Genomic DNA, 17571 nt, shown 5'->3' on the forward strand with positions numbered 1-17571 from the left:
GCGCGAACGGAGCCTGTCCAGGAGAAGCGGCGGCGATCCCGCGGGAATGGGACCGCGCCGCCGTCGCCTCAGAAGTCGGGCGACGCCGCGTCGCCGTCCGGCTCGGGAGCGCCCTGCAGGATGGAGTTGGCGATCACGCCCGCATTCTGGCGGATGGCCTGCTCGATCTCGTCGGCGACGGCCGGATTCTCTTTCAGGAATACCTTGGCGTTCTCGCGCCCCTGCCCCAGCCGCTGGCTGTTGTAGGAGAACCAGGCACCCGACTTTTCCACGATCCCCGCCTTGACGCCGAGGTCGATCAGTTCGCCGAGCTTGGAGACGCCTTCGCCGTACATGATGTCGAACTCGACCTCCTTGAACGGAGGCGCCAGCTTGTTCTTCACCACCTTGACGCGGGTCTGGTTGCCGACGATCTCGTCGCGCGCCTTGATCGCACCGATGCGGCGGATGTCCAGGCGCACCGAGGCGTAGAACTTCAGCGCGTTGCCGCCCGTGGTCGTTTCCGGCGAACCGAACATCACGCCGATCTTCATGCGGATCTGGTTGATGAAGATCACCATCGTCTTCGACTTGGAGATCGACGCGGTGAGCTTGCGCAGCGCCTGGCTCATCAGGCGCGCCTGCATGCCGGGCAAGCTGTCGCCCATCTCGCCTTCGAGCTCAGCCTTCGGCGTTAGCGCGGCGACCGAATCGACAACCAGCACGTCGATCGCGCCGGAACGCACCAGCGTGTCGCAAATCTCCAGCGCCTGCTCGCCGGCATCGGGCTGCGAGATCAGCAGGTCTTCCAGGCTGACGCCGAGCTTGCGGGCGTAGATCGGGTCGAGCGCGTGCTCCGCGTCGATAAAGGCGCACACCCCGCCCCGCTTCTGCGCTTCCGCCACCGTGTGCAGTGCCAGCGTGGTCTTGCCGGAGGACTCCGGCCCGTAGATCTCCACGATGCGGCCGCGCGGCAGCCCGCCGACGCCAAGCGCGATGTCGAGCCCGAGCGACCCCGTCGGCACGGTCTCGACCTCCACGACCTGACCCTGGCCGAGGCGCATGATAGAACCCTTGCCGAAGGCCCGCTCGATCTGCGAGAGGGCGGCGTCCAGGGCCTTGGTCTTGTCCATTGAAGTCCCCTCGATGAGACGAAGCGTGTTCTGTGACATGGTTGAGGCCCTTATTCCACGTGCCGCAGGTCGATTCAATTGAAGGCTGAATGTACATGCTTTGTTCCGATTTGCAAGACGCCAGCCAACAAATTGATTCACAATATTTTTCCCGCATGTGTTCACGGGACGTTCATAGCACGCCGAACGATCGGGACGATGATCGGACCCGGCTGATTCGACGGGGCCAGAGCGAGGCGGACCATGGTTGACCCGGCGCAAGGGACCCGCCTCGACTGCTTGGCGATCGGCGGCTGCCACCGCGACCTCGTCGGCCGCACGGACGCCGCGTTCGAGCCTGCAACCTCCTGCCCGGGCAAGATCACCGAAACCAGCGGTGGCGTTGCCCGGAACGTGGCCGTCCTGATGGCAAACGCCGGCCTGACGGTGGCGCTCGCCACCCGGATCGGCGACGACGCCGCGGGCCGCGCGCTTTCCGCCGCCCTTCGGTCCGCCGGCGTCCGGACCGAACTGGTCGACGTCGATCCCGCCGCCGCAACCGGGACCTACATCGCCCTGCACGACCGTTCGGGCGAACTCGCCGCCGCGCTGTCCGACCTCTCCATCTACGACGCGATCCGCCCCGAAGCGCTTCCTCGGGCGGCCATCGCAGACGCCGGGCTCGTCTTTGCCGACGCGAACCTCCCCGCCGCAACGCTGGAGGCGCTGTCCGCGCTCGCTCCCCGGACTCTGGCGGTTGATGCCATATCCCGCGCCAAGGCACCGCGCGTGGCGGCCCCGTTGCGGGCGGGCGCCCTCGTCTTCGTCAACCGCACGTCGGCCGAGGCGCTCTCCGGCCGTCCGTTCACGTCCGCGATCGAGGCGGCCGCGACCCTTGCCGCAGCCGGCGCCCGGCGGCTCGTCGTGACGGACGGAGGGCGGCCGCTTGCCGTTCTGGACGACGGCGGTGTCGACGAGCTTCCCGTGCCGGCCGCCGACGTCGCCGACGTGACCGGAGCGGGCGACGCGCTGATTGCCGGAACGCTGCTCTCGCTTATCGGAGGCCGCCGGCTTATCGATGCGCTGTCGGGCGGGATCGCGGCGTCGCAAGCCGCGCTCGCCGTGCGGGGCGCGCTCCCGGCCCTTCCGGCCGCGCTCGTCGCTGCCATCCGCAACGGAACAATGCAAACCGGAGTACCCCGATGACGAACGCCCTCCCCCTGGTCTTCGGCGAAGAGGTCGCGGCGGCCCGGGCCTCCGGCCGGCCGATCGTCGCCCTGGAATCGACCATCGTCACCCACGGCATGCCCTATCCCGCCAACGTCGAGACCGCGCGGGCGGTCGAGGCTGTCGTTCGGGAAAGCGGCGCCGTACCGGCGACCATCGCCGTGCTCGACGGCGCCATCCGCGTTGGCCTCGACGCCGCGACGCTCGACGGCCTCGGCACCATGACGGACGTGATGAAGCTCTCGCGGGCGGACCTCGCCTTTGCGGTCTGCACCGGCCGGCCGGGCTCTACCACCGTCGCCGCCACCATGATCGCAGCCGCCCTCGCCGGCATCGGGGTGTTCGCCACCGGCGGCATCGGCGGCGTGCACCGCGGCGCGGAAACCACCTTCGACATCTCCGCCGACCTGGAGGAACTGGGCCGCACGCCGGTGATCGTGGTCGCCGCAGGCGCCAAGGCTATCCTCGACCTGCCGAAGACGCTGGAGGTTCTGGAGACAAAGGGCGTGCCGGTGATCGGCTACGGCACGGACGAGTTCCCCGCCTTCTGGTCGCGCGCATCGGGCCTGAAGGCACCGCTCAGGCTCGATACTGCCGCCGAGATCGCCCGCTTCGCCGCCACCCGCCAGACGCTCGGCCTCATCGGTGGCATGCTCGTCGCCAACCCCGTTCCGCTCGAAGCCGAGATCACCGCCGAGGCGATGGCCCGCCACATCGACGCCGCGCTCACCGAAGCCGAGCACCGCGGCATCTCGGCCAAGGCCGTCACGCCCTTCCTGCTCGGCAACATCCTGGAGCGCACCGGCGGCGCCAGCCTCGCCACCAACATCGCCCTGGTGAAGAACAACGCCCGCGTGGCGGCCGAGATCGCGGTGGCGCTGGTCGGCCCGCGCTAACGGACGGTCACCACCGCACGACCAGCCGTTCCAACCCGTGGAAGTGATAGCGGTCGGCATAGACCGGCGCTTCGGCGAGGCGCAGGCCCGGCAGGCGGCGGAACAGCGTCGGCAGCGCCACCTGCAGTTCCAGCCGCGCCAATGGTGCGCCGATGCAGAAGTGGATGCCGGCGCCGAAGGAGACGCTGGCGACATCCGCCCGGTCGAGGTCCAGCCGGTGCGGATCGCGGAAGCGGGCCGGGTCGCGGTTGGCGGCGCCGAGCATCAGGCCGATCTTGTCGCCGCGCTTCAGCGCTATACCGCCGATCTCCAGGTTCTCCAGCGCGTAGCGGGTGAACAGGTGGAGCGGCGCGTCGAAGCGGATCAACTCCTCGACCGCGTTTTCCGTCGCCGTCTCCGACCGGAACGCGACGGCGGGATCGACGCCGGCCTCCAGCACCGCCTTGGCGCCGTTGCCGATCGCGTGCACCGTCGCCTCGTGGCCGGCGTTGAGCAGCAGGATGCAGGTGGTGATCAGCTCGTCGGTGGAAAGCTTCTCGCCGGCCTCCTCGGCCGCGATCAGGTGGCTGATCAGGTCGTCGCCCGGCCGCGCCCGCCGTTCGTCGACATAGCCCCGCATGAACGCGACGAAGGCTTGCGTCGCGCGCACCGCGTCGTCCTCAATCTCGCGCGTGCGGTTGAACTGGTACATCGCCACCATCCGGTGCGACCAGTCGAGCAACTGGTCGGCCATGTCGACGGGAACGCCCAGCAGCTCCGCGATCACGATCACCGGGATCGGCGTGGCATAGGCCGCCAGGAGATCCACCTCTCCGCCGGCTTCGAACCCGTCGATCAGGTCGTCGGACAGCGCCTGGATCCGCGGCCGCAGGCGCTCGATCGCCCGGCTCACGAAGGCGCGGGTGATCAGCGTGCGCAACCGCGTGTGGACGGGCGGCTCCCGTTCCAGCAGCGAATGCGCCTCAACGTCGTAGAACGGCTGTACGTGCTCCGGAATCTCCGGCCAGCCGAGTTCGGCGCGTGTCGCCACGTGCAGCACGTCGCGCCCGAAGCGGCGGTCGCGCAGGAGGCCGTTGACGGCCTCGAAGCCCGGGAAGCACCAGAAGCCGTAGTCCTCCCAGAAGAACGCCGGCCCGAGCGCCCGCATCCGCTCGTAGACCGGATAGGGATTCTGCACGAAGGCCGGATCGGTCGGGGACTGGCGGAACGAGGGCGCGTGGGCGGTCATCGGAAACCTGGCAGGGGGTCGGATGCGGCATGCACGGGCAGCCTGTCCATCAGCTCTGCAGCGTGTCCTTCACCGTGGTCGCCAGCTGTTTGAGGCTGAACGGCTTCGGCAGGAAGGTGAACTGCTCGTTCTCCGGCAGGTTCTTCTTGAAGGCGTCCTCGGCGTAGCCCGAGACGAAGATGATCTTGAGGTCCGGCCGCGTCTTGCGCAGCTCGCGCAGCAGCGTCGGCCCGTCCATCTCCGGCATCACCACGTCGGAGACCACGAGGTCGATGTGGCCGCCGGCGTGCTCCATCACCTCCAGCGCCTCCGTCCCCGAACCGGCCTCGTGCACGGTATAGCCGCGCGACTGTAGCGCCCGCGCGGCGAAGGCCCGCACCGCCTCCTCGTCCTCGACGAGGAGGATGGTCGCACTGCCCGTCAGGTCCGCCACCGGCGGCGCTTCCGGCTTCTTGCCGCCCTCGTCCTGACCGGTTTCCTGCACGGGGAAGTGCCGCGGCAGGAAGATCCGGAACGTCGTGCCCGCCCCCACCTCGGAGTCCACGTAGATGTAGCCGTCGGTCTGCTTGATGATGCCGTAGACGGTGGAAAGCCCGAGCCCTGTGCCCTTGCCCACCTCCTTGGTGGAGAAGAACGGCTCGAAGATCTTCTCCATCACGTCGGGCGGCATGCCGGTGCCGGTGTCCTGCACCTCGATCATCACGTATTCCGCCGGAACCAGCCCCTGATAGCCGTAGGCCTCCGCCTGGGCCGGCGTCACGTTGGCCGTGCGGACCTCCAGCTTGCCGCCGCCGGGCATCGCGTCCCGCGCGTTGACGGCAAGGTTGATGATCACCTGCTCGAACTGGTTGAGGTCGGCCATCACGGGCCACACGTCGCGCCCGTGCACCACCTTCAGCTTGACCTTCTCGCCCAGCAGCCGGTCGAGCAGGATGGTCAGGTCGGCGAGCACGTCCGACAGCGTCAGCATCGTCGGTCTCAACGTCTGCCGCCGCGAGAACGCCAGCAGCTGCCGGACAAGTCCGGCCGCGCGGTTGGCGTTCTGCTTGATGTTCATGATGTCCTGGAACGACGGGTCCGTCGGCCGGTGGTTGGCGAGCAGGAGGTCGGAGAAGCCGATGATGGCGGTCAGCACGTTGTTGAAATCGTGCGCCACGCCGCCGGCCAGCTGCCCGACGGCCTGCATCTTCTGGCCCTGGGCGAACTGGGCCTCGAGCGCCCGCTGCTCGGTGGTCTCCAGCGCGTAGACGACGGCCACCTCGCCGTCGCCGGCCCCCTCCTCCACCGGCGAAACGAAGAACCGCGCCGAGCGGCCCTTGTCGTCGGCCAGCGGCAGGTCGATCGGCGGGATCTGGCTCTGCCCGCTTGCCGCCGCCTGGATCGCCTGGGCGAGGCTCTCGCGCTCCTTCTCCGCCACCACGTCGGAAAGCCGCCCGCGGCTTGCCGTTGTATCGGCCTTCACGAACGATCCGAAAAGCTTCATGAACGGCGCGTTGGTGCGGCCGATCCGGCCTTCCTTGTCGACGCCCGCGATGGCGATCGGCGTGTTGTTGAAGAAGCGCGCGAAGCGCACCTCGGCCGCCCGCAGCGCCTCGGAGATGTCCTCGCCCGGCGAGCGGTTGATCACCAGTGTCCGGCTGTCGCCGACGGTGCCCTCGGCTGCCACCGGCACCCGGTGGATCAGGCGGACGGGCAGGCTCTGCCCGTTGCGCTTCAGGAGGTCGATGTCGACGATGCCCGTCCGCACCTCGCCCGGCGCGCCGCGCACGCCGTCCAGCAGCGCCGCCCCGTCGCCGGCCACGATGTCGGTCAGCTTCACCGAACCCACGTCGAACTCGGCGAGGTCGTAGCCCAGCCAATCCGCGAGCGTGGCGTTCATGTAGACGATGCCGCCGAGCGCGTCGGTGGAGAAGAACCCGGCCGGCGCATGGTCCAGGAAGTTCACGGCCCGCTGCAGCGCCTGGAAGCTGTCCTCCTGGGCGTCGCGGTCGCGCGTCACGTCGGCGATCTGCCAGATGTTGAGCGCTTTGGTGCCTTCCGCCGGCAACGGGCGAACCCGGATCCGGTACCAGCGCGCCTGGCCTTCCGTGCGGCCGAGGGGATGGGAGACCCGCACCTCCTCCTCCGCCCGCCGGCCGTCGCGCGAGGCCTGCGCCAGCCGGAAGATCACGTCCACGGCTTCGCTGTCGCCGGAGAACACGCGCTCCACGGTGCGCACTTCGCTCGCCGTGCCCGCCCGGATCAGACGTCCGTAGGCCGCGTTGGCGTAGACGATCCGCCCCTCCGGATCGGTCACGCAGACACCGTCGTTCATGGTGTCGAGGAACCGCCGCGCCAGGCTCTGCCCGCCGTCCGTGCGGGCACCGAAGCGCAGCAGGCCGATCGCACCGGCGAACAACGAAAACACCCCGACGACGGCGAGGAGCCCGAGCAGGCCGAGCACGTAGGGCTCCGCCCGCGTGCGGTCCAGCATCGCGAACACGGCCGCCGCCGTCACCAGCGAAAGCGCCAGCGCCACCAGCAGTCCGACATTGCCGCCACGGTCCGACTTGTCGATCAGCGCCGCCTCGACCGTCGGGCCGACCTCCGCTTCCGTCATGCCGGAATTGCTTGGTTTCATAAGCATGGTTCGTCGTCTGGAGGATGGGCGCGGACTGCAGGAGAATCACGCGCGGGACTGTCTCAGATCTATGTACCGCCTCGTCAGAGCGGCGCAAACGGCCGGCCGCTGATTTCCGCAAAAGCGTGCCTTTCCGGCACAGGGTGCGGGAACGCCTGCCGACAGCGTTCAGTTGCGCCAGGAGCGCTTGGATTTCAGATTCATGACGTAGCCGATCACCTCGGCGACGGCCTTGTAGTGCTGCTCGGGAATGATCTCGTCGATGTCCACCGACGCATAGAGCGTCCGCGCCAGCGGCGGATTTTCCACGATGGTGACGTTGGCCTCCGTCGCCACCGCGCGGATCCTGAGCGCCACCGCGTCGACGCCCTTGGCCACGCACACCGGGGCCTGCATGCCGGTCTCGTACTTCAGCGCCACCGCGTAGTGGGTCGGGTTGGTGACGACCACCGTCGCCGTCGGCACCGCCGACATCATCCGCTTGCGCGACCGCTCGATGCGGATCTGCCGGATCTTTGCCTTGATGGCGGGGTCGCCTTCGCTCTGCTTGTGCTCTTCCTTGATTTCCTGGATCGACATCCGGTGCTTCTTCAGCCACCGCTGGCGCGACCAGAGATAGTCGGCCGCCGCCACCAGGAACATGATGGCGAGCACCGCGCCGAGCACGTTCATGCTGAGCGTCTGCGTCAGCGTCAGCAGCGACGCCGGGTCCATGGTCACCATGGCCTCCAGCCGGGAACGCTCCGGCCAGAGCACCATCATCATCACCACGCCGACCAGCACGATCTTCAGGATGCCCTTGGCGAAGTTCATCATCGCCTCGGCCGAGAAAAGCCGCTTGAAGCCGCTGAGCGGAGAGATCTTCTCCAGCTTCCACTTCAGGCTCTCGGCCGTGAACACCATCCGGTGCTGCACCATGTGCCCGGCCACACCGGCCACCATCATAATCAGCACCGGCAACACCATCGCCGCACCCACCGCGCCGAGCACCGCTATGAACAGCCGCCTGAGCCCGCCGCCGTCCATCGAGAAGTCGGCCGCATGCTCCAGCAGCCCGCGCAGCGGGTCGGTCAGGGTCTTGGAGGCGGGGCCGCCTGCCATGCCGACCACCAGCGCCACCGCGGCCAGGGTGAACCAGGTTGAGACCTCCTGGCTCTTGACGACGTCGCCGCGTTCGAAGGCGTCGTCCAACCTTCGCTGTGTTGGTTCTTCTGTTTTTTCGTTGTCGTCGCCGGCCTCTGCCATCGCGTGCGCCTCACGGTCCGATGAAGCGCATCAGGCCGTCCTCCAGATGGGAGGCGTAGAGCCCCATCATGGTGGTGACCAGGAAGGCGAAGAGGATGAGGCCGACCCCGATCGAGACCGGCATGGCGAGAAAGAACACCTGCAGCTGCGGCATCAGCTTGGCGAGCACACCGAGGCCGAAGTTGAACACCAGGCCGAACACGATGAACGGCGCGGAGATCTCGATACCGATCTTGAAAGCCTCTCCGACGGTCGTCACCGCGACGTCGGCGAAGTCGCCGATCGGCGGCGGCGAGCCCGGCGGAAACATCGTGTAGCTGTCGGCGATCGCGGCGATCGCGATGTGGTGGATGTCGGCCGCGAAGATCAGCACCATCGCCGTCACCGACAGGAATCCCGCCACGATGGCGCCCTGCTGCCCCATGGTCGGGTCTACCGACATGGCGAAGCCGAGGCCGATCTGGCTGGCGATGTTGGTGCCGGCGATCTGCGTCACCGACATCATGATACGGGCAATCAGCCCGATCGCGATCCCGATCAGGATCTCGCCGATCATCGCCACGACCAGCCGCGTCAGGTCGTTGGCGAGCCCCTGCGGCAAGGTCCCGGCGACGGTCGGGTAGAACACCAGCGAAAGGGTCAGCGCGATGCCGAGCCGGGCGTTGACCGGGATCGGCTGCTCTCCCGTTCCCGGCATCAGCATGACCAGCGCGCCGAGGCGCGCGAACAGCAGCAGGAACAGAACCGTGACGTCCGGGAGGATGGTGATCGTCACCGCCGCTACCCGGCGACGATGCGTTCGGTGATCCGGGCCATGAACCCGTTCAACGCGTCCGACATGAAGGGCAGTGTCAGGATCAGCACCAGGAAGATCGCGATGATCTTCGGGATGAAGACCAGCGTCATCTCCTGGATCTGCGTCAGCGCCTGGATCAGCGCCACCACCAGGCCGATGGCGAGGCCGACGAGCATGGTCGGCGCGGAGATTTCCACGGTGACCCAGATCGCATCCCGCGCGATGTCGAGAACCTCCGGGCCCGTCATCCTGTCTCTCCCGGCAGACGCCGTCAGATCGGCATCCGCATGATTTCCTGGTAGGCGTTGATCACCCGGTCCCGCACCGAGACCATCGTCTCCAGCGCGAGTTCGGTTTCAGACACCGCCGTCACCACGTCGATCACGTCGGCCTTGCCGGCCATCAGGTCGCGCTGCGCCGTGTCCGACGCCTTGCCCTGCTCGATGACCGAAGCCACCTGGTCCTTGATGAGATCGGCGAACCCGGACGGGTCCTTCGCGCCCGCCACCGCTCCCAGCGCATCCTTAGTCTGCGCTTCCGGGCCTCGATTCGCCATCCGCGCCATGGCGCCGTAGATGCTGGAAGCGTTCAGGGCCGTGGTGATCGCCATTTCAGTGCCTCAAGGTCGGGGAAAAGGGCTGGTCAGCGCTTCAGGAGATCGATGGTCCGCTGCAGCATGGAGCGCGTCGCGGTCACCACGTTGAGGTTGGCTTCGTAGGTCCGCTGCGCTTCGCGCATGTCGACGCCTTCGATCAGCAGCGACACGTTGGGATACCGCACCATCCCGTCCGCGTTCGCGGCGGGATGGCCTGGCTCGTAGCGCTCGTCGAACGGCGCCTTGTCCCGGTCGATCTTGCCGAGCTGGACGACTTGCGCCCCGAGTTCCGCGTCGAACTTGGACTGCACCGTCGGGATCTTCCGCCGGTATGGGTCGTCCTGCGCCGTGCGCGCCGCGCTGTCGGCGTTGGCGATGTTCTCCGCGATCACCCGCATCCGACCCGACTGGACCTTCAGTCCGGAGGCCGAGATCATCAGTGTCTTCAGGAAGTCCATGGCCCTGTCCCTTCAGCCGTCAGCGGCCGATCGCGGTCCGGAGCAGCCCGAGGCTCCTCTGGTAGAGCGACGTCGCCACCTGGTAGTCCATCTGGTTGTTGGACACCTTCATCATCTGCTCTTCCAGGACCACCGCGTTGCCGTCGGGTGTGATCTCGTAGCCGGCCACCTTGCCGTCCTTGAAGGCGCCGCCGGCCACCAGCGGCCGTCCGGGAATGTGCTGGGCATCCGTGCGGACCGGCAGCACGTTGGGGTCCGGCCGCATCTCCGCGGCCACCCTGAAGAAGTCGGGCGCCTTCACGTCCCGACCGGTGTAGCCCGGGGTGGAGGCGTTCGCGATGTTCTCCGCCAGAACCTTCTGCCGTTGCTCGTGGAAACGCAGCTTCTCCTTGAAGGCGCGAACGATGCCGACGTCCGAAATACCCATACTCTGCGGCTCCCCACCACCGCTTCGACCTGACCGAAAAGGATTCGACCGGGGAGAAGCTGGGCAATTTTTGCCGCATTGATGGTTAACGACTGGTTAATCGCCTGCGCAGCGGCCGGGACAACCCCACCTAAGTGCCTGAAACTGCGGTGACGGAAAGGTTTCGGTGAGGTTTGTTCACCGACGCGACACGGGAGTCGGAAATCGTTGCCGCACCGTTTACAATCGCGAAATCTGTAAGATTCGTCGAACGTGTTTTTGCGGCGAGACGCCTGGAACGAGAGATACAATATGCAGGAACTGCTCGTACAGTGGTTTGGGACATCGGGGGCGACGGCCGCGCGGTATGTGATCGCGTTCGCGGTGGTTCTTGTCCTGCTTCTCGCCCTGCGCTGGATCCTGAAGAGCGTTTCGCGCGGTGGCGCGATGCGACCTCGCGGTAAGCAGCAGCGCCTCGCCGTCATGGACGTCACGGTGGTCGACGAGCGTCGCCGGCTGGTCCTGGTGCGTCGCGACGGGGTGGAGCATCTCCTCCTGGTTGGCGGCCCGACCGACATCGTCGTCGAACAGACCATCATCAAGGGCGTGCCGGTCGGCACGATGGGCCGGTTCCCCCGCCCTACCCAGGAGCAGCCGCAGGTGGACGGTCCGCCGCCGCCGCGGCGGATGCCGGCCCGTGAAGCGCCCGCCGAACCCAAGGTGGCCGCGGCGATGGCGGCTGCCGCCATAGCCGCTCCGGAGGAGGTGCCCGAGCCCGCACCGACGGTCGTCCGCCCCGCCATGCCGGCTCCGGAGCCGCGCCGGTCCGCGCCGCCCCCGCCTCCGCCGGTCTCCGAGCAGAGCTACGACGAGCCGCTCCCCTCCATGGAGCCGCGCGTTCCCGCGCCGATGCCGTCCGATATCCCGCCGGAACCGCTGGCGGACACCCGTCCTGCCAGCTTCCGCACGGCACGCCAGACCTATGCCCCGCCGGTCTCCGGCCGGCCCGAGCCGGTGCCTGCGCCCACGTTCAGCCCGTCCGACGAGGTGCTCGACCGCGGCGCCGCCCCCGATGTGAGCCTCCCTCCGCTGGAACCGGCGGACGACGCCTTCGACGACCTTGCCCTGCGCCTCGACGAGGCCCTGCGGGAGGAGAATCCCAAGGTGGAGCCGAGCTTTGCGCCGACCCCGCCGGTCGCCCCGGTCGTCGTGGCGGCGGCTCCCGCGGTCACCGAACCGCCGGCCTTCATGCGCAACACCCGCGGGCCGATCACCTTTTCCCGGCGCGACCGCGAGCCGCCTCCGGCGCCCGAACCGATCCGGGCGGAAACGCCCAAGGTCGAGCCTGCGCCGATCGAACCGCCCGCGCCGGAGCCCGAACCGGAGCCGGAAATCGTGGTGTCCGCACCCGAGCCGGTTGCCCCGCCGCCGCCCCCCGCGCCGCCGGCCGACGACCTCAACCGCTCGATGCTCGGCGCCGCCAGCGCCTGGTTCCGCCCCCGGACTCCGGCCCAGATCAAATCCGCCGACGAGAAGTTCGACCGCAAGCCGGAACCGCCGCCGCAGCCCGCCGAGCGGGTGGAACCGGAGGATCTTGGCCTGAAGCCGGTCGAGGCGAACCCGCCGGCCGTTCGGATTCCGGCCGTCGAGCCGGAGACGATCGCCCGGGTCGGTGGCCTGGCCGCGGTGCTGCCGGCGGTCGAGGTCGCGCCCGACCTTCCGCCGCCCAACGTCGAGCCGCCAGCGCCGGAACCGGAGGCCGCAACGCCGGACTTCGACCTCTCCGACAGCCTCTCCGACGACCTGGACAACCTGCTCGTCGAAGCGGAACCTGCAACCGAATCAACACCTTCTCCGAAGATCGAGCCGGTCGTCGACGTCTGGAAGCCCGAACCCCCGAAGCCTGTCCCCGCCCCGGTTCCGGTAGTCCCGCCGCCGGTGCCGGTGCGGGCCGACGAGCAGAAGGATCCGGACTTCACCTCCCTGGAGGACGAGATGGCGCGGCTGCTGGACGAGCTCGCGGGTGATATCCCGCGGCCCGGAAAACCGCGGAATTGAGCCGTTTTTTAGGTCCGCCGAGCGGACAGATGCGGACATGACTATGCGGCGGTGGGGACCTCGGGCGGCGGCGGTGACTGCCTTCGTGGTGGCGATGGTCTCCGCCCCCGCGATCGCTCAGGATGTCTCGATCTCGCTCGGTGAAGGCCAGACCTTGACCGAGCGCGCCGTCCAGCTGATCGGACTGATCACAGTCCTCAGCCTCGCCCCCTCCATTCTCGTGATGATGACGTCCTTCACCCGGATCGTCGTCGTCCTGTCTCTTCTGAGAACGGCGATCGGTCTGCAGGCCGCACCACCCAACGCGGTGATGGTTTCACTTGCGCTCTTCTTGACCGCGTTCATCATGGCCCCAGTTTTTCAGACGGCCTACGACGAGGGCGTGCAGCCGGTCATCGACGGAACGCTCGACCTGCAGCAGGGCTTCGAAGCAGCCGTCGTTCCTTTCCACGCCTTCATGCGCCAGCATGTCCGGGAAGAAGACCTCGCGCTCTTCATAGATCTTTCCAACCAGCCCGCCCCCGCCACCGCAGAAGAGATCAGCCTTCGCATCCTGATCCCGGCTTTCATGATCTCCGAGCTGAGACGAGCCTTCGAGATCGGGTTCCTTCTCTACTTGCCGTTTGTGATCATCGATCTGGTCGTGTCATCCATCCTGATGGCGATGGGCATGATGATGCTGCCGCCAGTGGTCGTTTCACTGCCGTTCAAGCTGATCTTCTTCGTTCTGGTGGACGGATGGTCGCTGGTCGCCGGCAGCCTGATCCGCTCCTACACAGGCGCCTAGATCTTCCGGCGGCTACGTAGCGCCTTTTCCGTGTTTTGTAGTCTCACCCGCCCGCTACGTAGCCCTGGAACATCCCGGCGGTGACGACGGGGAGCCAAGGGGACCGCTGGTCGACTTCGGTGGCGCACTATCCCCGTTGGAGACGAAGTTATCCCCGGCCGCGCGATCCCGGTTAGTCTGAACGGGTCCGGCTCAACCGGCCTGCGCCGCCTGCCCGTCACCGGCGGGATCGGCGAGCGCGCTTGGAGCCGAATGCCCTGCCGCGCCGCCATGGCCGGCGTCAGGCGCCGGTGCGGTCCCGTGTTCGCCCTCCGGGGCCTGCGGGTCGCCATGCTGCGCGTCGGGACCATGAGCCGCATCGACGGGCCCGTCGGGCGCGGTACCGGGCACCTCCACGGGCACCTCTTCCTCGGGGCGCTTCTGCTCGACGAGATAGGCGGCGCCGGCACGCCCGGAGGTGAGGTAGCGCTTGCGGTACTCGGCGAGGAAGGCGGTGACGGAATCGGAGGCGACGATCTGCTGCGCCACCTGGTTGAATTCGGCTCCGGTGCCGTCGATCGGGCCGGTGACGACGTCGAAGGCGGACGCGCTCTTGGTGCCCGACATCTTGCCGCCGAACTTGTTGCGCAGCCGGTCCAGGCTGACCTCGTCCTGCGCCAACGCATAGGCGACACCGGCGCGCAGCACGTCGTGCTGCTCGCGCTCGTCAAGGGCGAGGTCTTCCGCCCAGCGTCCGCCGAGCAGCCGCTCGAACTGCTCGCCGCTCTCCTGGTGGCGGTCGGCGCCCCAGAGAACCTCGGCGCGTAGCCGGTCGACGTCCGAGCCGGCCAACGGTTTCAGGAGTTCCAGCGCGAGATCATACTTGCCCGTATCGGCCAGGGCCCGCACCTCGACCAGCCGCCGCTGGCGCTCGATGTCCACGGGAAGCTCGGCCTGGCGAGTCCGGCCGAGCGTCATCAGCGCCTGTTCCGGGCGCTTGTCGAGCAGGTAGACGAGCGCGAGATCCGCCGCGACCTTTGCCTTGGAGGCGCCACGGAGCCGGTTGTCGACCTGATAGGAGAGGAGTTGCGCCGCCTGCGGCAGAAGGTCGACGTCGACCAGCTTGCTGGCGAGATTGCGCACCATCTCGTCGCCCCGCTTCCCGGGCGGCGTCAACTCGCGAAAATCGTAGTAGAGGGCGAGGGCGTCCACCGGTTTCAAGTCGTCGGCCTTCCCGTCGAGAAACAGCGAGGCAAAGGCCGACTGCATCTCCTCCTGCATCAGGCGCGTGGTCTCGGCCTGGCTGTCGACCACGTTGGCGACCCGCATCAGCTCGAAGCCACGGCGGAAGTCGCCACGCTCCACGGAAAGCTGCCCCAGGGTGCGGAGCGTCCGGAGTTCCACATCGTCGCCGCGCCACGAGATGGCGAGCTGCTCCAGACGATCGGCAGCCTGGTCGGGGGTGATCAGCCCCTCGCGCCGCTGCAGGTTTACAAGACGATAGGTCGCCTCCGCTTCGACAGGGCCCCGCGCGTTCTGGACGGCCTTGGACAGCAACTCCATCGCGTCCGTGGAATGGCCGGTGGCGTCGGCAGCGCGAGCGTTGAGAATGTCGATGGAGGCAAGTTCGTTGGGCGAAAGGGTCTTCGGTTCCAACTGCGCCATCAAGCTGCGCGCCTTGCCATAGTCGTTGAGTTCGATCGACGCCTTGATGCCGGCGATCAGGAACTTGTTCTGGATGGCGACCGGATAGCGCCCGACCGCCACCTCGGCGCGCGGAAAGCTGCGCCGGGCCGCGGGATAGTCGCCGAGTTCGGTCAACGCGATCGACTTCCAGATCGCCGCCTCCGGATGATCGGCGAACTCCGGCCCTTCCAGGTAGGTGAGCACGTCCTTGTAGCGGCTGGAAAGAACCGCCGCCGCCGCCCGCATAATGCCCATGCGGCTGGAGGTAGCCTCCTCCGGCGCCAATGCGGAGATGTAGTCGAGCACTCCGCCCGCCTCATAGCCGAGGCTGTTCGCCAGGTTGAACTCGGCGAACTCGTACCAGACCTTGACCTTCTCATCTTTCGTCTGCGCCTGTGCGGCCGCGGCATGCAGTTCGTGCCGGCGCTCCCAGAACTTGCGGGGGTCCGAAGTGTCCACTGCGCCGAGGTCCATGAAGGCCTGCCGCTCGGTCGACAGGACGCCCATCGCCGATGGCAGATCGAGCAGCGACGCCCGTTCGACCGGCACGGCAGTGGACACCGCCATGCCGTCCGGGCGGTCGATCACCACCGTGGTCTCGCGGGCGAGGACCGAAACGTCGTCGACCTTCGGCACGATGGCGAGGCCGTGGCCGGAGGAAAGCGCGTCGACATCGACGAAGCTTTGCGGCTTGGTCAGGCCGCGCGGCGGGCCGAGTGCCGTGACGACCACGATCTCGTCGCCCACGGTCGGGTCCATCACCCGGTGGATGCCGTTCACCGGACCGAACGGCACCTCCAGCGAAACCGCGCCGTTGTCGCGGATCTGCCGCTTGATCTGCAGCGGCCGGATGGGCTGGGTGACCATATCGCCGATGGTGACGACCCAGAAGGTGCCGTCTGGGTTGAGCGTGGCGAGCAGCGGCTCGACAAGCGTGATGCGCAGGCCCCGCGCCTCGCCAACGGTGATCGGCTCGATCACCGATGCAATGCCGGCCAGCGCGTTCTGAAGGCTCTCCACCCCGAGCGGCGCGGGATCGTCGAACAACAGCCACAACGTGCCACCGCGCGTGAACATCGCCGAGCCGATCTCGGCCTTGTACGGGAAGACCAGCCGGGTCGCCCGGCCGATCCGCTTGGCTTCCACCCGCAACACGGCATCGGTCAGGTCGACGGAGCGCCCCTCCGGCACCTCCGCCATCTCGCCCGGATTGCCGTGGGCCAGAGGCGCGGCGGGCTTCGGCGCCTCCGCATCCGCCGCGGGCTGCGCGGGGTCGGAATGCGGGTCGGCAGCGGCATGCTCGACGGGTTCGGCATGCGGGTCGGCGGCGGCATGCTCGGCAGGCGCGGCATGCTCGCCCGTTGCGGCATGCGGGTCCGGCGAGGCGGCCTCGCCGTGCGGATCGGCAGCGGCGTGCTCCGTGGGCGCGGCATGTGGTTCGGCCGAGGCATGGTCTTGGCTTGCGGGAGGCACGGTCGGCGGCGCCACCGGTTCGGCGACCGAACCCGCCTGCTCCGATCCGGAGGCGTCGGGTATGCTGCCCTTGTAGCGGATCAGGTCCTTGCTGTTCGCATCCGTGCCACCGGCATCGCCGCGGGCCGCTCCGAGGAGCCGCCGGACGGCATCGTCGTTTTTGGTGCCCACCTTGCCTTCGATGTCGACGACATAGGTGTCCGCCTCGCGGAAGGCCCGCACGTCGGCGTCCGGCGCCACGAGGATGCGGAAACCGAGGCCGTCGGGTACCTCCGTATCGATCTCGATGTCATCCACGAAGGGCGGCAGGTCGGCCCGGATGGGCGACAGGTCGACCGGGGCGTTGCGGTTGAAGGCCACAGCCAGGACGCCGTCCGTCCGCTTCAGCGTGGCTTCGAACGGCACGTTCCAGGCGAACACGAAGCGCGAGAAGGTCGGCGTGCGGCCGACCCGGAGGTCGAGCCGGACCTTGGTGTCGCCGACCTGGCGCAGCAACGCCGCCTCCTTGGCCTGCAGGGCCGCCTCCTCCGCCCGGCGGGCGAGTTCGGCCACCACGTCGTCCGGCAGCCGCGGCGGCGGTCCGGACCAGCCGGACGGCAGGAAGTCGAGGAAAAGCTTGGCGCCGGCTTCCATGGTGTTGACGCGAACGCCGCGGGCCAATGCGAAGCGGGCACCGCGATCGTCCGGATCTGCGCGAGCGATGGTGATGTAGCGGGCGAGCGTGATCGGGATCCGGGAGATGTCGAGCGGCGCTTCGGCCGCGAACTCGATGACCAGCACCCCGTTGCTGGATCGGATGGTGTGCTTCGGCAGGATGTTGAGATCCGGAAAGTCCAGGATCACGCGGCCGTAGGTTTCCCAGTCCTCCACCGTCACGGTGGCCTTTTCGGCCGCCGGGGCATGCTGCGACAGCATCAGCACGACGAAAACGCCGGCAAGACACCGCCCGGCCAGGGACATCGGCCGGCGGAGGAACGCAGCGAAACGTTCCATCCAGGAGGAGACGATTTGAACCATACGCAACCC

General features: G+C 68.0%; 14 protein-coding genes. 4 read left to right on the plus strand and 10 right to left on the minus strand.

What is annotated here, in order from left to right:
- Positions 1 to 68: 68 nt before the first annotated feature.
- Positions 69 to 1151 (minus strand): recombinase RecA, encoded by a 1083-nt coding sequence (recA, locus tag HZ321_RS10655; protein WP_181702282.1) that lies wholly within the window; start codon positions 1149 to 1151, stop codon positions 69 to 71.
- A gap of 204 nt (positions 1152 to 1355) precedes the next feature.
- Between recA and HZ321_RS10660 the strand changes: the two genes are divergently transcribed.
- Both HZ321_RS10660 and HZ321_RS10665 read left to right on the plus strand, forming a co-directional pair.
- A complete protein-coding gene (locus tag HZ321_RS10660) occupies positions 1356 to 2297 on the plus strand; it encodes a PfkB family carbohydrate kinase (RefSeq protein ID WP_181702283.1) in 942 nt (313 codons plus the stop codon).
- A complete protein-coding gene (locus tag HZ321_RS10665) occupies positions 2294 to 3214 on the plus strand; it encodes a pseudouridine-5'-phosphate glycosidase (RefSeq protein WP_181702284.1) in 921 nt (306 codons plus the stop codon). Before HZ321_RS10660 ends, HZ321_RS10665 begins: the two co-directional genes overlap by 4 nt.
- 7 nt (positions 3215 to 3221) lie before the next feature.
- Here the strand turns inward: HZ321_RS10665 and HZ321_RS10670 are convergent, their stop codons facing one another.
- The 8 genes from HZ321_RS10670 to flgB form a co-directional block, all read right to left on the minus strand.
- Positions 3222 to 4442, minus strand: a complete 1221-nt coding sequence (locus HZ321_RS10670; protein WP_181702285.1) for a cytochrome P450 — start codon at positions 4440 to 4442, stop codon at positions 3222 to 3224.
- Between the two features lie 49 nt (positions 4443 to 4491).
- Positions 4492 to 7062: a cell cycle histidine kinase CckA gene (gene cckA / locus HZ321_RS10675; protein WP_244635793.1), complete on the minus strand. Its 2571-nt coding sequence runs from the start codon at positions 7060 to 7062 to the stop codon at positions 4492 to 4494.
- Between the two features lie 168 nt (positions 7063 to 7230).
- Positions 7231 to 8307, minus strand: coding sequence for a flagellar biosynthesis protein FlhB (flhB, locus tag HZ321_RS10680; protein WP_181702286.1), 1077 nt, complete (start codon positions 8305 to 8307; stop codon positions 7231 to 7233).
- A 10-nt stretch (positions 8308 to 8317) separates the two neighbouring features.
- Complete coding sequence (gene fliR, locus HZ321_RS10685) at positions 8318 to 9082, minus strand: flagellar biosynthetic protein FliR (protein WP_181702287.1); 765 nt, start codon at positions 9080 to 9082, stop codon at positions 8318 to 8320.
- 5 nt (positions 9083 to 9087) lie between these two features.
- Positions 9088 to 9351 carry a flagellar biosynthesis protein FliQ gene (fliQ, locus tag HZ321_RS10690; protein WP_181702288.1) on the minus strand — a complete coding sequence of 88 codons (264 nt, stop codon included), beginning with the start codon at positions 9349 to 9351 and terminating at the stop codon, positions 9088 to 9090.
- Between the two features lie 23 nt (positions 9352 to 9374).
- Positions 9375 to 9713 carry a flagellar hook-basal body complex protein FliE gene (fliE, locus tag HZ321_RS10695; RefSeq protein ID WP_181702289.1) on the minus strand — a complete coding sequence of 113 codons (339 nt, stop codon included), beginning with the start codon at positions 9711 to 9713 and terminating at the stop codon, positions 9375 to 9377.
- Between the two features lie 32 nt (positions 9714 to 9745).
- Positions 9746 to 10156 carry a flagellar basal body rod protein FlgC gene (gene flgC / locus HZ321_RS10700; RefSeq protein WP_181702290.1) on the minus strand — a complete coding sequence of 137 codons (411 nt, stop codon included), beginning with the start codon at positions 10154 to 10156 and terminating at the stop codon, positions 9746 to 9748.
- A 19-nt stretch (positions 10157 to 10175) separates the two neighbouring features.
- Complete coding sequence (flgB, locus tag HZ321_RS10705; protein ID WP_181702291.1) at positions 10176 to 10583, minus strand: flagellar basal body rod protein FlgB; 408 nt, start codon at positions 10581 to 10583, stop codon at positions 10176 to 10178.
- A 291-nt stretch (positions 10584 to 10874) separates the two neighbouring features.
- Between flgB and HZ321_RS10710 the strand changes: the two genes are divergently transcribed.
- Together HZ321_RS10710 and fliP are read left to right on the plus strand one after the other, a co-directional pair.
- A complete protein-coding gene (locus tag HZ321_RS10710; RefSeq protein WP_181702292.1) occupies positions 10875 to 12620 on the plus strand; it encodes a flagellar biosynthetic protein FliO in 1746 nt (581 codons plus the stop codon).
- 94 nt (positions 12621 to 12714) lie between these two features.
- The gene (fliP, locus tag HZ321_RS10715; protein ID WP_425305392.1) at positions 12715 to 13407 is read left to right on the plus strand and encodes a flagellar type III secretion system pore protein FliP; all 693 of its coding nucleotides are present in this window, start codon (positions 12715 to 12717) and stop codon (positions 13405 to 13407) included.
- Between the two features lie 192 nt (positions 13408 to 13599).
- Here fliP and HZ321_RS10720 read toward each other — a convergent pair whose 3' ends face one another.
- Positions 13600 to 17562: a hypothetical protein gene (locus tag HZ321_RS10720; protein ID WP_181702294.1), complete on the minus strand. Its 3963-nt coding sequence runs from the start codon at positions 17560 to 17562 to the stop codon at positions 13600 to 13602.
- Positions 17563 to 17571 lie beyond the last annotated feature (9 nt).

Origin of the sequence: Chthonobacter albigriseus (genome assembly GCF_013839445.1) — a bacterium.
Lineage (GTDB): Bacteria > Pseudomonadota > Alphaproteobacteria > Rhizobiales > Pleomorphomonadaceae > Chthonobacter > Chthonobacter albigriseus.

Bases quoted from the DNA above. Each gene is read 5' to 3' on its own strand.
- recA (WP_181702282.1), bottom strand. From the start codon at position 1,151: ATGTCACAGAACACGCTTCGTCTCATCGAGGGGACTTCAATGGACAAG.
- HZ321_RS10660 (WP_181702283.1), top strand. From the start codon at position 1,356: ATGGTTGACCCGGCGCAAGGGACCCGCCTCGACTGCTTGGCGATCGGC.
- HZ321_RS10665 (WP_181702284.1), top strand. From the start codon at position 2,294: ATGACGAACGCCCTCCCCCTGGTCTTCGGCGAAGAGGTCGCGGCGGCC.
- HZ321_RS10670 (WP_181702285.1), bottom strand. From the start codon at position 4,442: ATGACCGCCCACGCGCCCTCGTTCCGCCAGTCCCCGACCGATCCGGCC.
- cckA (WP_244635793.1), bottom strand. From the start codon at position 7,062: ATGAAACCAAGCAATTCCGGCATGACGGAAGCGGAGGTCGGCCCGACG.
- flhB (WP_181702286.1), bottom strand. From the start codon at position 8,307: ATGGCAGAGGCCGGCGACGACAACGAAAAAACAGAAGAACCAACACAG.
- fliQ (WP_181702288.1), bottom strand. From the start codon at position 9,351: ATGACGGGCCCGGAGGTTCTCGACATCGCGCGGGATGCGATCTGGGTC.
- fliE (WP_181702289.1), bottom strand. From the start codon at position 9,713: ATGGCGATCACCACGGCCCTGAACGCTTCCAGCATCTACGGCGCCATG.
- flgC (WP_181702290.1), bottom strand. From the start codon at position 10,156: ATGGACTTCCTGAAGACACTGATGATCTCGGCCTCCGGACTGAAGGTC.
- flgB (WP_181702291.1), bottom strand. From the start codon at position 10,583: ATGGGTATTTCGGACGTCGGCATCGTTCGCGCCTTCAAGGAGAAGCTG.
- HZ321_RS10710 (WP_181702292.1), top strand. From the start codon at position 10,875: ATGCAGGAACTGCTCGTACAGTGGTTTGGGACATCGGGGGCGACGGCC.
- fliP (WP_425305392.1), top strand. From the start codon at position 12,715: ATGGTCTCCGCCCCCGCGATCGCTCAGGATGTCTCGATCTCGCTCGGT.
- HZ321_RS10720 (WP_181702294.1), bottom strand. From the start codon at position 17,562: ATGGTTCAAATCGTCTCCTCCTGGATGGAACGTTTCGCTGCGTTCCTC.